We start from the raw sequence: 17,366 nt of genomic DNA, 5'->3' as shown, positions 1-17,366 counted from the left end.
CAAGACCATGAAAAACAAACAAGATATTCTCAAGAAATTAGGGAGTAGTGATATCGACTTAGTATCGGAAGCGATAGAACAGATCAAAACGGAAGGAGATCTGTCCATCGTTCCGGAACTATTGGATATTTTACTGCAATGCAAAGAGCCTGTCATTATCACCCATATCACTTCTCTCCTCTCCGATATTAAAGATTCGGGATTCAAAACCATCCTGATGGAAAAACTGATTCAGGCTGCAAATAATTCCGAAAAACCGAATCTACTACGCATATGCTGGGAATCGGCCATTGACTTTTCTGAATACATGGATATATTTCTGGATATTCTTTTGAAAGATGACTTTATTTCAGCCCTGGAAGCATCAACCGTCATCGAAAATCTATCGGACAACCTATCCGAAGTAAAAATAAAAGAAGCTATCGAACGGATAAAAGCATTACCGGCAGACGACGACAAAGCTTTTCTGTTAGAGGGAGTACTTCTCCATTTGGAAGAGATGCTTGATTCCTCGAAAGAGGACAATGACGAAGAGGAACATCATCATTGCGGATGCGACGGACATGATTGATCACGTCTCCTTAAGCCAGGATTTTACCTGATCTACTTTTTCATCCAACGGCATATCTCCGTTCAACCACTTGATATCAAAGCCGTCTCGTTCCATTTTCCGAAACCAGGTCATTTGTCTCTTGGCAAATTGGTGAATGGCTATATTCAACTTTTCGACCATTTCATCGTATTTCAAACATCCTGTCAAATACAGAGTTATATATTTGTATTCCAAACCATAATAGATCAAATCCTCCGGATTAATTCCTCCATCTAACAATCCTTTCACCTCCTCTACCATCCCGCTTTTCAAACGAGCCTGTAACCGTTCGGTTATTCGTTGTCTCCGTTTCTCCCGATCAAACAAAATTCCTACAATCAAAGATCGTATTTCAGGGAATGCCCCCTCTTCCGGTTCATGCGTAAGGTAATATTCGGCAATCTCGATCCCCCGAATCGCCCGTTTTACCGTATCCGTATCCGTCGTGTTATGCAATGTTTTATAAGAAGCTAATATTTCCGCCAATTCTGCCAACGACTTAGAAGCTAAGCGAGCCCTTAATTCCGTATTTTCGGGCACCGGAGTCATCCGATAAGCTTTCAATATGGACTCCACATACAATCCGCTCCCTCCACATAATACAGGAAACACTTCCCTTCTTTTGCAATCTTCCCATACTTTCAAAAAATCCTGCTGGTATTCAAAAAGGTTATACCGGTAACCCGCATCTGCTATATCCATTAAATGATAGGGTACGGGGTGTCCCTCGTATTCGTATTCGGACAAATCCTTACCCGTACCGATATCCATACCCCGGTATATCTGCCGCGAATCGGCCGAAATAATCTCTCCGTTCAACTCTGCGGCCAGCCTGACGGCTAACGCGGTCTTTCCCGTTGCGGTTGCCCCGATGACACTCAGTAAATTATAATCCATAGTTCCTACAGCATTCCAAAATCTATTCAATGGGTTTTCAAATTTAATTTATTTTTTTGAATCCCTTAGATTAATTTCAAAATTAACATAGAGGAAAGGAGGAAAATAGTATATTTGGATGCTGATAGAAAAGATAGATTAAAATAAATTTATAAAATCATCAACTTATGATCAATGACGAAACAATTCGACTAAGGCCATTGGAACCAGAAGATTTGGAATGCCTTTATAAATGGGAGAACGATATGGACCTGTGGGAAGTAAGCGACACGTTAACCCCTTTTTCTCTATTTACGCTAAAAAAATACATCGAAAGTTCTCATCTGGACATTTACACGACCAAGCAACTCCGTCTCATGGTCGAACTTATAGATCCGGCAACCCCAGTGGGATTAATCGACCTATACGATTTTGATCCTTATCATCAACGGGCGGGAATCGGAGTAATGATTCACAACAGCGAATACCGGAAAAAAGGTTACGCGACATCGGCCATCCGTTTAATGCTCGATTACTGCTTTGAAACATTAGGCCTCAATCAGGTGTACAGCAGTGTTCCCAGCGGCAACGTTGGTAGCCGGAAGCTTTTTGAAAAATTAGGTTTCGTGCAAACGGGGTATCGCAAAGACTGGCTTCGCAGAGGTAACGAATGGGAAGATGTCGTTTATTTCCAATTACTTAATCGATAACAATTAAAAAAACAGGAAGCTGTTCGGACTCGACAGCTTCCTATTTTTATTTTTACACGTCATATCTTTACACCATGAACAAAAAAATCCTTAAGCATTCATTATTTATGGTATGTTTATTCGTCGGTTTAACAACTCGTGCTTCCATACCGGAAGAAACCATTCAGACAACCGTCACGGCCATACAAGCAAAGGGAGGTACGGATAAACAACTCGTAGAAGCAGGAGTAAGACAAGTAGCTCGCCTATGGCAATCAGATGACGGAAATACTAACGATTTCCAATCTTTTTGTATCAAAAATTACCTTACGGATCCCGTAACGAAACAACGGGTTTTTGAAAAGATCAGTAATTATTTTGAAGCTTTGTGGGGACATTTCAATGAAATAACGCTACAATTACAATTGAATCTTCATCAAGATAACGGACCTTTAGACGAAATAGATCCCCTGTTCGGTGCTTACAGTCCCGGCTCTCACTTGATCAATGATTTTTACGCGAATAAAATCGGGTTTATCATTGCGTTGAATTTTCCGGAAGTTCCTTTAAAAGTGAAAGAGACAATCGGGACAGATCGACAGGCTTGGGCCTACGCTCGTTTAGGAGATATTTTCACCTCCAGGGTGCCTTCCGAATTAATCCAAGCCCAAGTAAAATCGGAGAGCGATGCAGACGTTTACATATCCGATTATAACATATACATGGGACACGTGTCGAACGCCAAAGGGAAAAAACTATTTCCGGATGATAAGATTCTACTCTCACACTGGAACCTTCGGGATGAAATTAAAGCAAACTATAACAAAGGAAAAGAGGGATTGGATAAACAACGTACCGTATACGAAGTCATGAAGAGAATCATTACGCAAGAGATTCCGACACAAGTCATCAACTCCGGAGCGTACGATTGGAATCCTTATTCCAATACCATCTCTTCAAAGGGGGAGCCAGTCTCCGTAATCCCCGAGGCCACGGAACGCTACCGGCGTATGCTAAATAATTTCCATGCCGTAAAAGCCATAGATCCCTACACGGGCAAAAATTTCATAGAACGAAAATTCTCCGGGGAGATGGAGATCTCTCTTAACGATGTTAAAACTCTGTTCACCCAGTTTCTAACCGCACCGGAATTAAAGGCCGTAGGAAAAATCATATCCAAACGCCTCGGACGCAAATTAGAGGCTTATGACATCTGGTACGACGGATTTAAGGCAAGAAGCAGCCTGGATGAGACCAAATTAGACGCCCAAACCCGACAACTTTACCCGGATGCCGCGGCATTTAAGACCGGACTACCCGATATCCTCGTCCAATTGGGATTCACTCCCGAAAGGGCTAACTATATTTGCGATAAAATAGCTGTCGATGCAGCGAGAGGTTCCGGTCATGCCTGGGGAGCAGCCATGAAAGGACAACGATCACACCTCCGCACCCGTATTCCGGCAAAAGGAATGGACTACAAAGGATATAACATTGCCGTCCACGAATTCGGACACAACGTGGAACAAACGATCTCCATGTACGATGTAGACAACTTCATGATGAGCGGTGTTCCCAATACCGCCTTCACAGAAGCCCTTGCCTTCATTTTTCAAAAACGGGATCTTCAATTATTAGGAATCGAAGACAATAACCCGGAAAAAGAAGAGATGGACGTTTTGGACAAATTCTGGAGCTTGTACGAGATCATGGGAGTTTCGATGTTGGATATCGCAACCTGGGAATGGATGTACGCTCATCCGGACGCTACGGCATCCGAATTGAGAGATGCCGTTATCTCTCTATCAAAAGAGATATGGAACACTTATTACGCTCCGGTATTCGGAAAGAAAGACGAAACGATTTTAGCCATCTATTCTCATATGATCAGCTACCCCCTCTACTTATCGGCATACGCTTTCGGACAAATCATAGAATTCCAGTTAGAGGATTACCTGAACGGAAAAACCTTTTCCCAGGAAGTAGACCGTATTTTCAGACTCGGGCGCCTCACACCCAACGAATGGATGTTACAAGCTACCGGTCACGATTTAAGTGTAGAGCCCATGGTAAAAGCCGTACAGAAAATACTAAAAAAATAAACATTAAACCGTCCAATGAAAAAGAGGCTTTTTCAAGCCTCTTTTTCATTTATAATAATTTTATCATTTTCCTTATCGTAATCCACCTGAAGTTCGCTCCCTTCCGGAATTCCTTTAATAATGACTTCCGCCAACTCATCTTCCAAATACTTTTGTATCGCCCGTTTCAACGGACGTGCCCCGTATTGCGGATCAAAACCTTTCTCAGTAATAAAATCTTTCGCTTCATTAGAAATGGAAATCTTCAAACCGAGATCGCCTACCCGCTTGAACAAGCCTTTCAGTTCGATATCTATTATTTTATAGATATCTTCTTTCGACAAGGAGTTAAACATGATTATATCATCGATACGATTTAAAAATTCCGGAGAGAAAGCATTCTTCAACGCCTTTTGCACTACCCCCCTCGCGTAATCGCTATCCCCGGTCCGATCCTGCGATCCGAAACCGATGCCGCGACCAAAATCTTTCAATTGGCGACTACCTATATTGGAGGTCATAATTACGATCGTATTCTTAAAATCGACCTTACGTCCCAAACTATCGGTCAACTGCCCGTCATCCAACAATTGCAATAGGATATTGAACACGTCAGGATGAGCTTTTTCAATCTCATCCAACAACACGACAGAATAAGGCTTGCGACGTACTTTCTCCGTTAACTGTCCGCCTTCCTCGTAGCCGACATAACCCGGAGGAGCCCCGACAAGACGAGATACGGCAAATTTCTCCATGTACTCACTCATATCGATACGAATCAACGCGTCTTCCGAGTCAAACAGATAGCGGGCAAGTACTTTAGCCAACTGCGTTTTACCCACTCCGGTTGGACCTAAAAAGATAAACGAACCTATCGGACGATTCGGATCTTTCAATCCGGCCCGATTCCGATGAATCGCTTTCACGATCTTCTCAATAGCCTCCCGTTGCCCCACAACACTCTCGCATAATTCGTCATGCATCTGCAGTAATTTCATGCCCTCCGTCTTGGCTATCCGCTTCACGGGTACCCCCGTCATCATAGCCACAACCTCGGCCACATCCTCTTCCGTTACCGTAATCCGGTTTTCATCCAATTCCTGCTGCCATTTATTTTTTTCATCCTCCAACAACTTCAACAGCTGTCTCTCTTTATCCCGGAAAGCAGCGGCAACTTCGAAATTCTGTTGTTTTACCGCCTCTTTTTTCTTCTCCTTCACCTCTTCAATCGAGGTCTCCAATTCTTCTATAATCGGCGGAACATTAATATTGGCAATATGTACCCTCGAGCCAGCCTCGTCCATAGCATCTATCGCTTTATCCGGCAATGCCCGATCGGATATGTAACGGGTCGTCAATTTCACGCAAGCCTTTATCGCTTCATCCGTGTAACGAACATTATGATGATCCTCGTAACGGGATTTTATATTATTCAAAATCTCCACGGTTTCATCAAATGAAGTCGCCTCGACCAATACCTTCTGGAAACGACGTTCCAAAGCCCCGTCTTTCTCGATATTCTGTCGGTATTCATCTAACGTCGTAGCTCCTATACATTGGATCTCTCCTCTGGCTAACGCCGGTTTCAACATATTGGCTGCATCCAAATTTCCTCCAGAACCTCCGGCCCCCACTATGGTATGAATCTCATCAATAAACAGAATAATATTTCTATTTTTGGCTAACTCCGCCAATATGGCTTTCATCCGTTCCTCGAACTGTCCGCGGTATTTCGTACCGGCGACAATCGAAGCGATGTCCAAGGCGATCACTCTCTTGTCAAACAATACCCGGGAGACCTTCCGTTGTACGATCCGAATAGCCAAACCTTCCGCGATAGCCGATTTTCCGACCCCCGGATCTCCGATTAACACGGGGTTATTTTTCTTCCGGCGACTCAATATCTGGGCCAAACGTTCGATCTCCCGATCACGTCCCACGATCGGGTCCAACGTTCCCTCTTCCGCCGCCTTGGTAATATCGATTCCGAAATTATCCAGCACAGGAGTATCCGATTTCACGGATGCCGTCCCTCCTTGACGATAGGGATTATACATGGAAGAATCATCTTCGGAATCTTCCGAATCATCCCCCTCTTCGTTATAATCTGATTGCATACGCATTTTCTCTTTTAAGACAGCTTCCTTAAAAATGTCATAATCAATATCCATGCTCTTGAACAATTTGGTCACAAATCCCGCTTGATTCCTTAAAATGGCCAATACCACATGCTCGGATTCCAACTCTTCGTCACCCAAATCCCACGCCTCTTCCACAACCCGCTTCAATACGCTATTAGCCGCAAGTGTAAAATCAATATCGGTTACATTTTCCGATTTATAACGTTTTCCCCCGAGCCGTTGTTCTATCTTATCCTTCACCTCGTAAAAATCCAACCCCAAAGATATTAATATATCAATCGCCCGACCACTTCTCAACCTCAACAAACCTAAAAACAAGTGCTCCGGGTAAATCTTCGAGTTGCCCAATCGTCTTGCTTCTTCTCCTGCAGAGGTCATTATCTGTTTCAATCGTCTTGTTTCTTCTCTTCCCATAATTCTTGTCGTTTCCCGACTTTTTTTAATCTAACGTAAAGATAATACTTTTATACCAGAAATATCATGCATCTCTCATTATTCACTTTTTATTATCTTATTAAACTCTTCTTCAGACAAAATGGTTACATTTAATTTCTCCGCTTTTTTCAATTTGCTTCCGGCATTCTCTCCGGCCAAGAGATAAGTGGTCTTCGAAGATACTGAATCACTTACTTTTCCACCCGCCTTTAAGATCAAAGCCTTGAAATGTTCCCTTGGTAAAGAAAGAGTACCCGTGATCACAAAAGTCATTCCGGCAAAGACATCGCTTTCGCCCTCTTCCTCACGCATCTCTCCCCGTATGCCCCGTTGAAGGAAACGGGCCATCATCTCCCTATTTCCCGGTTTTTCGAAATAACGTTGCACGCTCCGGGCCATCTGTTCCCCGATATCCTCGACCTCTATCAACTGCTCGTAAGAGGCATCCATGATCGCCTGCAATGATTTAAAATGACGAGCCAAATTCCGGGAAGCACTTTCACCTATATAACGAATCCCCAATGCATTAATAAAATCAGGCAAATCCGCCTCTTTCGATTTCTCAATCCCGGCAATCAAATTATCCACCGATTTCTCCTGCAAGCGATAAACCCTTAAAGTATTCAATTTACGAATGAATTTTTCTTTCCCCCGCAGGAACAAATATATCCGTAAAGCCTCCTCCCCACTTATTCCCTCTACCGCCGCAATCTCCTTCTCCGAAGCTACCGCCAAACGATAGAGATAATCAAATTCGACAGCCAGCCAGTCTGCCTTGTGACGATCGACACCCGGAATTCCCAAGGCATAAATAACCTGATTCAAAGGAATCATGTCCACCTCTCCCGCCTCTTTCAATCGCTCTAACATTTCGTTAAAAGGCAAACGAAAATAATCCACGATCTTATTTACATTCTTTCTCCGATCGCCGGTAAACTGCAATTTCTCAATCGCCAGTAACTCTTCGCCGGATGCTTCGCTATATGCCTTTAAGCTACCGAAATGCTCCGCCAAAGCCTCCGCATTTTTTACCGATATGTTTTTTATTCCTATTTCAAATGCATAAATAACCTTGGATAAAGGAATACTATTCATCACATAGCTTTCAGGATAAATGATTTTTTCCATTCCGATCAACTCTTGCCGGTGAGCCGGCAACTCATAGATGTCCGAAACGTCCCTAATCCATCCCTTACTCAATAGCAGATCGATGGTCTCTCCCCCCATTCCCTCGATATCCATCGCTTTACGACTCACAAAATGCTCAATTTTTCCAGCTATTTGAGGAGGACAATGATCTTCGTTCGGACAGTAGTGATTGGCTTCCCCCTCGTGTCTTATTAACTCCGTACCGCATTCCGGACAATGAGTAATAAATTGAATAACAGGAGCATCCGCCTCTCGTTTGGCCTTATCCACCCCCACTATTTTAGGTATGATCTCTCCTCCTTTTTCCACGTAAACCCAATCATGAAGGTGCAGATCCAGTTCCCGTATAATATCCTCGTTATGCAAAGAAGCCCTCTTTACCGTCGTTCCGGCAATATGTACCGGGGCCAAATTGGCTACCGGCGTAATGGAACCGGTACGCCCCACCTGGTATACTACATCTATTAACCGGGTTTCTACACGCTCCGCCTTGTATTTGAAAGCAATGGCCCAACGAGGAGACTTTGCCGTATATCCCAGTTGCAACTGCTGACGAATACTATTTACTTTTATCACGATTCCGTCTATAGGTACCGGTAAGGTTTTACGCCCCTCGTCCCATCTCCTGATAAAACTCAAAATCTCGTCCACATCCCGACAAATCTCTATATTCGCGGGAATTTTAAATCCCCATTCTTTGGCTTTCTGCAAATTACCATAATGCGTCGGAGCGGGCGTATCGTCCCCGGGTATATAGTACAGATAACAATCCAATTGACGTTTCGCCACGATGGAAGAATTTTGTAATTTCAGAGTTCCGGCAGCCGCATTTCGCGGGTTGGCAAATAAGGCCTCCCCCGCCTCCGCCCGCTCTTCGTTCAAACGGTTGAAAACAGTAAACGGCATCAATATCTCCCCCCGTATCTCAAACTCTTCCGGGTAATCATCTCCCTGCAAACGTAACGGAATCGTACGAATCGTACGCACATTCGCCGTTACATCATCTCCTTTCTCTCCGTCCCCGCGTGTAACGGCAACCTTCAAATTCCCGTCTTCATAGCGCAAGCTGATGGAAGTACCATCGTATTTCAACTCACACACGTACTCCACCTCTTCATTTCCAAGTCCTTTACGAACTCTCTCGTCAAAATCCCGTATCTCTTGTTCACTATAGGTATTGGCAAGAGACATCATACCGTATCTATGCGATACCTGCACAAACTCATTCGTGGAATCGTTTCCCACGCGTTGGGTCGGAGAATTCGGATCGTACCATTCCGGATGCTTATCTTCCAAAGCCTCCAATTCGTGCATATATTTATCGAATTCCATGTCTGAAATCCGAGGAGCATTTTTTACATAATAGAGATAATTATAATACTCCAACAGTTTCCTCAACTCTGCTATTCTTTCTTTTTCTATATTCTCCATAATTCCTCCGTTACCATCCATTCTACGAAACAACCAACCTTGATTCTCATTTTATCAATTTATCCTCCCCCAATGCCCCGAACCCTACAAACCTATTGTACGTAAGTTCGTTCACAAAGATAATTTATATAGATGTAGAAAATATTAAAATAAAAATATATTTTAGCGCATCTGTATCGTTTACAAACCGGTTGAAATTTACAAACATGAGATATCATCTTGATTTTAAGCCCCTATTTATTCGTATCGCAGTACTTCTGCTTTCCACTTTACCCCTGTCGACGGTCAAAGCCCAATTTGTCGATTTAGGGCAAGATCCCTGTTTCACCCGCTGGCGTCAAATTAAAACGGATGAGTTTCAAATTATATATCCCGATTTTTTCGAAGAACAAGCTCAATATATAGCCAATATATATGCCAAACTATACGCACACGGTAACTCGTTAGGTATAAAAGCCAAAAAAATATCCATGATCGTACGGGCCAACGGAGGTATATCAAACGGAAACGCGGGATGGGCTCCCAAAAAGAGCGAACTGTACACAACTCCCCCGCAAAGTTCCGACGACAACTGGTTGGAACATCTTTGCGTACATGAATTTCGTCACGTCATACAATACGATAAGGTAAATCAAGGTTTCAGCAAAGTACTCTATTATATTTTCGGGGAACAAATGACAATGGCCATCATCGGGCTTTACATCCCGATGTGGTACCTCGAAGGAGACGCTACCGATTTCGAGACCTCCATCGGAACGAACGGAAGAGGACGCTCCCCGGAATTTTTAAATGAAATGAAAGCACAGATCGTAGAAAAGGGACTTTACTCTTATGATAAAGCCGTATTGGGTTCATTGCGGGATTTCGTTCCGGATCGTTACACTATGGGATACTTTATGGCCGGAAACAGTCGGGTACATTACGGAAACGCCATCTGGCAAGATGCTCTCGCGAGAGTCGGGAAACGTCCGTATGGAATTACCCCGTTTGCCAGAAGTTTGAAAATAACGCTAAAACAGAAGAGGGACTCTCTATGGGCTCTTCCCCGTTTCCGTTCTTTCTTCGTCGACCCGGACAGTGTAAAGCAGGCAAATACCTATTGCGATGCCAAACGTACCCTTTACCGGGATAATTTCAGCGAATTGCAACAGCTATGGAAGCGAGAAGCCGATAGCACACAGAATCACTTCGATACGCTTGCCACCCGGAATCCGGTTTATGCCAATTATCACTATCCTACCCCCGCGGGACAAGGGGAAATCATCGCCTACAAACAAGGGTTGAATCAAGCAGGAGCTTTCGTTCGACTGAAGTCAGGAGAAGAATCGATTCTCATACGTCCGGGAGTACTGTATGATTACAAATTCGCCTACAATCAACATAAATTGGTATGGTCGGAATATAAACCCGATCTTCGCTGGCAACACGGAGGAAAAATGGTCTTAGCCAGTTTCGACATGCAAAAACGGAAATACACGAGACATCCGGCATCTTTCAACCGGTTCGCACCTTTTGCCGTCGGCAAAAACTGGGGATTCGTGGAAGTAAATAAGGAAAACCAGGCTTCGATTGTTATCACGGACCATACATTTAAAAAAGAGCTTTTCCGTCTGAAAGGCAAAGAACATGAACTTTTCGTTCATCCCTCCTTCGACGGCAAGAAGTATATCTTAACGGTTGTCGTTTCCCCTTCCGGAAAGAGGTTAGAACGGATTGACCTGAAAAACGGAAAGAGAGAATCCGTCACACCGGAAACGAATTACGAGTTAGACAACCCGATCGACCTGAAAGGAGAGACCCTCTACCGGGCAGCATTTAACGGTAATAACTCCTTCTACCGACAAAAAGATTCTTTACACTTTGGAGGAAACATCTTAAACGGTCGTTTCGGAATCCGTTACCCCGCCCTTTCCCCACAAAAAGACACGCTTTACTTTTCGTTTTATACGGCAGACGGATACAAGCCCGGAAAAATAGCTTTACAACAGCTCGAGGAGACGGATATCCGCTCCAAATGTTTTCCATTAGCCGAAGAGTTAACCCGTCTGGAAAACTGGAAATTCAAATTCACTCAAGACTCCGTTTACAAAAGCAAAGAATACAACAAAGCTCTCCATTTGTTCAATTTTCATAGCTGGGGACCTATTTTCCCGGATAAAGACGACATGGATATCGATTTCGGCATTGCTGTAAGTTCCCAGAATAAATTAAGCACACTATTTCTTACGGCAGGCTACGTGCGAGGAAGGGACTATCCCCACGGCAACTGGCAAATCAAAGCTACTTATAAAGGGTTTTGGCCCGTTTTTCAGGTTGAATTCAAAAGCGGAAGACAAGACGATTATATGACGAACATAGATTACAACGCCACGAACCTGATCACCCACAAACAAGACACCGTTCTCATATACAATACCAACCGATACACACAACTAAATACGGTCATACAATTTCCATTTACGTTGAATATCAAAAACGTTCTCAGGACACTAACCCCTTACGTGAAATACGAATTAAAAACCCTTCATCAAAACAAAATAAAAGAATTCGGATCCGTATACGACTTCAAAAAAAATCTCTGGCAAATCGCCCATCCCAACGATTATCAATTTAAGAACCCAGATAGGACATTGCAAATCATGCAATACGGTATCATATTCTACAATCAGACCCGAATGAATGCACGCGATATAAATCCGCGATGGGGGCAACGGTTAGAAGCCGGTTTCGCTCACACTCCTTTTGAAAATTTAGATTACGGAAATACCTGGTGGGGAGAAGGCAGGTTCTATTTTCCGGGATTTGTTCCGCATCACTCATTTTACGCTTATTTAGGGCATCAGGAGAAATCAAACACAAATAATTACTTCAGCAACGAAATCCTCTCTCCAAGGGGCATGACACTCAGAGGCCATCGATTATCCACTCTTCATTCCGGTTACAAAATGCCCGTTTGTTATCCGGATGCGCATGTAGGCCCGGTCTTATACATGAAACGCCTGACCGCAGGAGTATTCTTCGACGCGGGAAAAGAAAAAAACAGGTTACGTTCTAAATTTTTCTATTCCTACGGAATCGAAGCGACTGTAGATTCCCATTTCTTCCGTCTGCCATTCCCGGTTAATTTAGGTTTCAGAACGGGTTACGAGACCAAAAAACAATCCATGTTTTTCGACTTTCTGTTTTCCGTGGCATTGACCATTTGAATAATTTCCCCCAAGCTCTGATTCGGGTGCTTGTTTTTCTAAAATATTCTCACTATTTTAGGAACGTATAAAAAAAGCCCATGACCCTAAAAGAGATTGCTATTTTATTGCAAGCCGAGGTGATATATGAAAATCATCACCTCGATAAAATGATTAAGCATGCTTTCGCTGCTGATCTCATGAGTGATGTTCTGCGTCTGGATACCAGTGAAATGATCCTTATTACGGGATTGGCGAATCTTCAGGTCATACGGACGGCAGAGATGTCAGATATCTGTTTTATCCTTTTTGTCCGGGGCAAGCAGGTTACTCCAGAAATGGTCGAATTAGCCAAGGAGAGTAACATCGCTTTGCTCCAATGCAAACAGAGTATGTTTAAAGTATGCGGCGAATTATATGTTGCCGGTTTAGAACCTATCTATTAATCCGAAAAAATGGAGTTTAATTATAATATCGAAGGAGGAAATTTTTCCAAAGCAGGGCAAGCTTCGAGTGAAGTAAAAAAGATTCTCAAACAACTAAACATAGATGCGATGCTGATCAAACGCATTGTTGTCGCACTGTACGAAGCAGAAGTGAATGTAGTGGCTCATGCCTACGAGGGAGTGATGAAAGTAGCCGTTAATCCTGAATACATCGAGGTAATCATCAGTGACAAAGGACCGGGTATCCCCGATATATCCTTAGCCATGCAAGAAGGCTATTCGACAGCTTCCCCGAAAGTGCGAGAGATGGGATTCGGAGCAGGAATGGGTTTGCCTAACATGAAAAAAAACTGCGATAAACTGGAGATTGAATCTAACGTAAACGAAGGAACAAAAGTAACAATGACCACGTATTTCTCAAACTAAAACAGAACTTCCGAATTGAATATGGAACCTTTCTACCATGCCTTAAAAGTTGCGTCACAAGCGTGTATCGGCTGTACTCACTGCATGAGTCTGTGCCCGACGCAAGCGATACGCATCAGGCATGGGAAAGCAAGTATACACGAAGCAGCTTGCGTAGATTGTGGCATGTGTCTGAAATCCTGTCCTCAACACGCGATTATCGTGGAACAGGATGATTTCAGTCAAATTTTCAACTTTAAACACCGGGTCATACTACTTCCCACCGTCTTATTCGGACAATTTTCAGAAGATATCACTGAAGAACAGATTTTCTCGGAATTACATGACATGGGTTTTACTTATGTCCTTGAAGTGGCACAAACGTCCGGGATTCTGACGGAGGCGACCCGGGATTACATGAAAAACAACAGCCACCAGAGACCGTTCATATCCAGTTTCTGTCCGGCCGTCGTCCGGTTGATCCAGGTCAGGTTTCCTTCGCTAATAGGACATATCGTCCGTTTAAAACAAGCCATGGATTTGGCGGCGATCTATGCCCGCCAGAAACTAATCGATCAAGGTATTCCTAACGAGGAGATCGGAATTTTTTACGTTACCCCCTGTGCCGCAAAAATAGCTGCCGTAAAATCTCCCGTGGGGGAAGAGGGATCCGCCGTAAACGGAGTTATCAATATCGACTTTATATACAATAAGATACAATTAGGCATTACTCAACACAAAAATCAACCGCTTGTTCCCGTTCCGGAACAAACGTATTTATCACCGGAAGCCATCGCCTGGACGCTCACGGAAGGTGAAGCCTCCCGTTTCGACGGACGTTGCCTCGCTATCGACGAGATTCACAACGTCATCGATATTCTCGAGAAATTAGAGAACGACGAAATCACGGACATCGATTTTCTTGAATTACGGGCTTGCGACCACTCTTGCGCGGGAGGGGCTCTCGTCATAAACAATCGTTTCTTAACGATAGAACGTCTACGTAAACGAATGAGATCAAGCGAGATGCAAAACCGGACCGCTCCTGACGATGTACAGCAATACGGATCTTTTTTATACAAACTCATGTCTCTCACGGGTAAAATCCCCCCCCGTTCCATAGAAAAGCTGGACGAAAATAGGCTTGTCGCCATGGAGAAAATGGAAAAGATCAACCGAATCATGGAGTTTATTCCTAAAATAGATTGTGGAGCTTGCGGAGCTCCTTCCTGCCAAACCCTCGCCCGCGATGTCGTTCAGGGAAAGGCCAAATTGAACCAATGCGTGTTTATGCAAAAGATTCTTTGTAAAGAAGATTTAATGACCCCGGAAGAATCCCTCGACATTTCAGAAAAAACCTGGGGAAAGAAAAGATTTGAATCATAATTAATCGTATATATAATCATGACCGTACAAGAACTTATATCAAAATTAAACCTTACTCTTTGCAGTGGAGCTTCCGGTACAAAACGCGAAATCAAAGGAGGCTATACATCCGATCTGTTAAGCGACGTCATGGGCAACGCCCGGGAAGGAGACATATGGGTTACCCTTCAAACTCATAAAAACATTATGGCTATCGCCTCTTTAAAAGAGATTGCCGCCATTATTCTCGTGAAAGGACGTACCCCCGAGAAAGATACTGCCGCAGAAAGCGACGCCGAGGGAATCCCGATCCTGTCCACATCTTTGGAAACCTTTGAAATCACGGGAGAACTTTACAAAACCATTAAAGGCTGAAACCCATGTTATTCCGGGCCGATTTACATATACACACCGTACTATCCCCTTGCGGGGATCTGGATATGAGTCCCCGGAATATTATTGCCATGGCCAAGCAAAAAAAATTGGACATCATCGGTATTACCGATCACAATTCTACCAGACAGGCCATCATCATCCAGGAAAAGGCCCAAAAGGAGGGAATATTCGTTCTCGCCGGAGTTGAAATCTCAACCCGGGAAGAGGCACACTGTTTAGCTTTTTTCCCAAACCGGGAACGACTGGACGAATTTCAACTCTTTTTGGACCGGCATCTCCCCTCTATTCAAAACAACCCGGAAAAATTCGGTTATCAGGTGGTCGTCGATTGGGACGACCAAATTTTATACGAAGAAAAACGTTTGCTCATTTCCGCCCTTGATCTGCCGATCGAAAATATCGAACATGAAGTACATCGGTTAGAAGGTATCTTTATTCCCGCTCACATCGATAAAAGCTGTTTCAGTATCCTTTCTCAATTGGGATTCGTTCCTCCCGACCTACGGGTAGAAGCCTTAGAACTCAGTCCTTACACGACGAAAGAGGCTTTCTTAAAAGGTAACAATTACCTTCAAAATTATGCTTTCATTCGTTCTTCCGATGCCCATTATGTTAATGATATCGGTAAGGTATACACGGAACTATCCCTTTCATCTCCTTCATTTGAATCTATTAATCAGGCTATTAGATCACTTTAAATCCTCCTTGAATGTTTTTTTAGAAAAATTATAAAACAAGGAATAGAATAAAAGGAAATAATATATTTTATATATAATTCCCACAGAATCAATCCAATCTATCTATCAATAAACGAACGTTTTATGATGGCGTAAATATACAGATTTTCTTCGAAAAATATGCTATATTGGCCTATTTTAAAAAATTATGAATCAATAGTAAAGCGCATTAGAGCCTGTTTTGTCCCTTTCTAAATACTCAAAATCATAAAACGTTCATTTTTTTAAATCGAGTAGAAGAATGAAAGGAAAGGAAAATGATTATATTAATCCATCCAAAACAATACTTATTGCCGAAGACAACGAGAGTAATTTTCTTCTTTTAGATACCATTCTAAAAAAAGAATATTCTATTATTCGCGCCCGGGATGGGATAGAAGCAATCCAAAAATTCAAATCTCATTTTCCGGATCTTATTTTAATGGACATTAAAATGCCTCAAATGGACGGTTTGGAAGCCACCCGGGAAATACGAGAAACGAATTCAGATATTCCGATTATAGCCGTAAGCGCTTTCGCCTTTCCCCAAGACAAACAAGCAGCAGAGGCTGCAGGATGTTCTGACTACATCGTAAAACCGATCAACTGCGCTCTATTGAAGCGTCTCCTCCGGTATTACCTTTCTCCCGATTAAATTGTCCTTTTCCACACGTCCCATCCTTACTTCGATTCGCGTAGCACCCCAAAAACCAAGGGTTTCAAAACTTTATTAGAAACAATCTATATAACAAAGGTTGACGTTTTGTCAGTTGTTTATTACGATATTTCTACTATATTTGAGACGAATTATTTTCAATTGAAAGTTTATTTTGAAAATAACCGTAAATTTATAAGTGGAAGGTGCGATTTCCCTCACATTTAGAAGTGACGAAGATGCAAGATTTATCAGCTCATATTATGGACATTGCCCAAAATTCGGTGCGGGCAGAGGCCACAAAAATAGAAATTGATATTGAAGAGAATATCATAAAAGACCTCTTTAGCATCACCATAAGAGACAATGGATGTGGTATGGACGCAGAAACGCTGGATCGGGTAACGGATCCCTTTTTCACGAGCAGGACCGTCCGAAAAGTAGGATTAGGAATTCCCCTGTTAAAACAAAATGCCGAACAAACCGGAGGTTCGTTGACCATTAGTTCTCGCGAAGGAGAGGGAACAACCATTCAGGCCATTTTCTCACACTCCCATCTGGATCGCCCTCCCGTCGGCAATATAGCCAACACGGTCGTTCTGCTTGTAGCATCGAATCCGGATATTCGTTTTGTCTATCGTCATGTCACGGAAAAAGGAAAATATCTTTTCGACTCGAAAGAGGTAAAAGATTTCCTGGAAGGCGTTCCCGTTAACGACCCGGAGATCGTACTCGCTTTACAACAAATGATAGAAGAGAACTTAAAAGAGATAACTTATATAACAAATCAACCTTAATCATTAA

At 43.0% G+C, this 17,366-nt stretch carries 13 protein-coding genes and 2 pseudogenes; 11 read left to right on the top strand and 4 right to left on the bottom strand.

Annotation, left to right across the window (positions count from 1 at the left end; genetic code table 11):
• The first annotated feature begins 7 nt into the window (after nt 1–7).
• The gene (locus BN3283_RS02015) at nt 8–571 is read left to right on the top strand and encodes a hypothetical protein (RefSeq protein WP_059025474.1); all 564 of its coding nucleotides are present in this window, start codon (nt 8–10) and stop codon (nt 569–571) included.
• Here the strand turns inward: BN3283_RS02015 and miaA are convergent, their stop codons facing one another.
• Nucleotides 572–1,489, bottom strand: coding sequence for a tRNA (adenosine(37)-N6)-dimethylallyltransferase MiaA (gene miaA, locus BN3283_RS02010; RefSeq protein WP_041502285.1), 918 nt, complete (start codon nt 1,487–1,489; stop codon nt 572–574).
• Nucleotides 1,490–1,656: 167 nt separating this feature from the next.
• On the opposite strand from miaA, the gene BN3283_RS02005 reads away from it, so the two are divergent.
• Both BN3283_RS02005 and BN3283_RS02000 read left to right on the top strand, forming a co-directional pair.
• Nucleotides 1,657–2,178 (top strand): GNAT family N-acetyltransferase, encoded by a 522-nt coding sequence (locus BN3283_RS02005; RefSeq protein WP_041502286.1) that lies wholly within the window; start codon nt 1,657–1,659, stop codon nt 2,176–2,178.
• Nucleotides 2,179–2,285: 107 nt separating this feature from the next.
• A complete protein-coding gene (locus BN3283_RS02000) occupies nt 2,286–4,259 on the top strand; it encodes a hypothetical protein (protein WP_235375030.1) in 1,974 nt (657 codons plus the stop codon).
• 32 nt (nt 4,260–4,291) lie between these two features.
• On the opposite strand, the gene BN3283_RS01995 is transcribed toward BN3283_RS02000, so the two are convergent.
• The 3 genes and pseudogenes from BN3283_RS01995 to ligA form a co-directional block, all read right to left on the bottom strand.
• Nucleotides 4,292–6,793: an ATP-dependent Clp protease ATP-binding subunit gene (locus tag BN3283_RS01995; RefSeq protein WP_041502288.1), complete on the bottom strand. Its 2,502-nt coding sequence runs from the start codon at nt 6,791–6,793 to the stop codon at nt 4,292–4,294.
• Between the two features lie 78 nt (nt 6,794–6,871).
• Nucleotides 6,872–7,618, bottom strand: a pseudogene (locus tag BN3283_RS14800) (helix-hairpin-helix domain-containing protein); the annotation flags it as partial.
• 54 nt (nt 7,619–7,672) lie between these two features.
• A pseudogene (gene ligA / locus BN3283_RS01990) lies at nt 7,673–9,394 on the bottom strand (NAD-dependent DNA ligase LigA); the annotation flags it as partial.
• 206 nt (nt 9,395–9,600) lie between these two features.
• On the opposite strand from ligA, the gene BN3283_RS01985 reads away from it, so the two are divergent.
• From BN3283_RS01985 to BN3283_RS01950, 8 genes are all read left to right on the top strand, one after another.
• Nucleotides 9,601–12,600, top strand: coding sequence for a hypothetical protein (locus BN3283_RS01985; protein ID WP_059025472.1), 3,000 nt, complete (start codon nt 9,601–9,603; stop codon nt 12,598–12,600).
• Between the two features lie 80 nt (nt 12,601–12,680).
• Nucleotides 12,681–13,025: a DRTGG domain-containing protein gene (locus BN3283_RS01980; RefSeq protein ID WP_041502290.1), complete on the top strand. Its 345-nt coding sequence runs from the start codon at nt 12,681–12,683 to the stop codon at nt 13,023–13,025.
• A gap of 9 nt (nt 13,026–13,034) precedes the next feature.
• Nucleotides 13,035–13,451, top strand: coding sequence for an ATP-binding protein (locus BN3283_RS01975; protein ID WP_041502291.1), 417 nt, complete (start codon nt 13,035–13,037; stop codon nt 13,449–13,451).
• Between the two features lie 21 nt (nt 13,452–13,472).
• The gene (locus BN3283_RS01970; RefSeq protein WP_059025471.1) at nt 13,473–14,816 is read left to right on the top strand and encodes a [Fe-Fe] hydrogenase large subunit C-terminal domain-containing protein; all 1,344 of its coding nucleotides are present in this window, start codon (nt 13,473–13,475) and stop codon (nt 14,814–14,816) included.
• Between the two features lie 18 nt (nt 14,817–14,834).
• Entirely contained in the window at nt 14,835–15,170 is a 336-nt protein-coding gene (locus BN3283_RS01965) for a DRTGG domain-containing protein (protein WP_041502293.1), read from the top strand.
• A 5-nt stretch (nt 15,171–15,175) separates the two neighbouring features.
• Complete coding sequence (locus BN3283_RS01960) at nt 15,176–15,889, top strand: PHP domain-containing protein (protein ID WP_059025470.1); 714 nt, start codon at nt 15,176–15,178, stop codon at nt 15,887–15,889.
• 280 nt (nt 15,890–16,169) lie between these two features.
• Nucleotides 16,170–16,562, top strand: a complete 393-nt coding sequence (locus BN3283_RS01955) for a response regulator (RefSeq protein WP_059025469.1) — start codon at nt 16,170–16,172, stop codon at nt 16,560–16,562.
• 239 nt (nt 16,563–16,801) lie between these two features.
• Nucleotides 16,802–17,359 carry an ATP-binding protein gene (locus BN3283_RS01950; protein ID WP_059025520.1) on the top strand — a complete coding sequence of 186 codons (558 nt, stop codon included), beginning with the start codon at nt 16,802–16,804 and terminating at the stop codon, nt 17,357–17,359.
• The last annotated feature ends 7 nt before the right edge of the window (nt 17,360–17,366 follow it).

Origin of the sequence: Gabonibacter massiliensis (genome assembly GCA_001487125.1) — a bacterium.
GTDB classification, from domain to species: Bacteria; Bacteroidota; Bacteroidia; order Bacteroidales; family Marinifilaceae; genus Gabonibacter; species Gabonibacter massiliensis.
The sequence above is the reverse complement of the archived record's forward strand: the minus strand, read 5'-3'. Positions and strand labels throughout refer to the sequence as shown.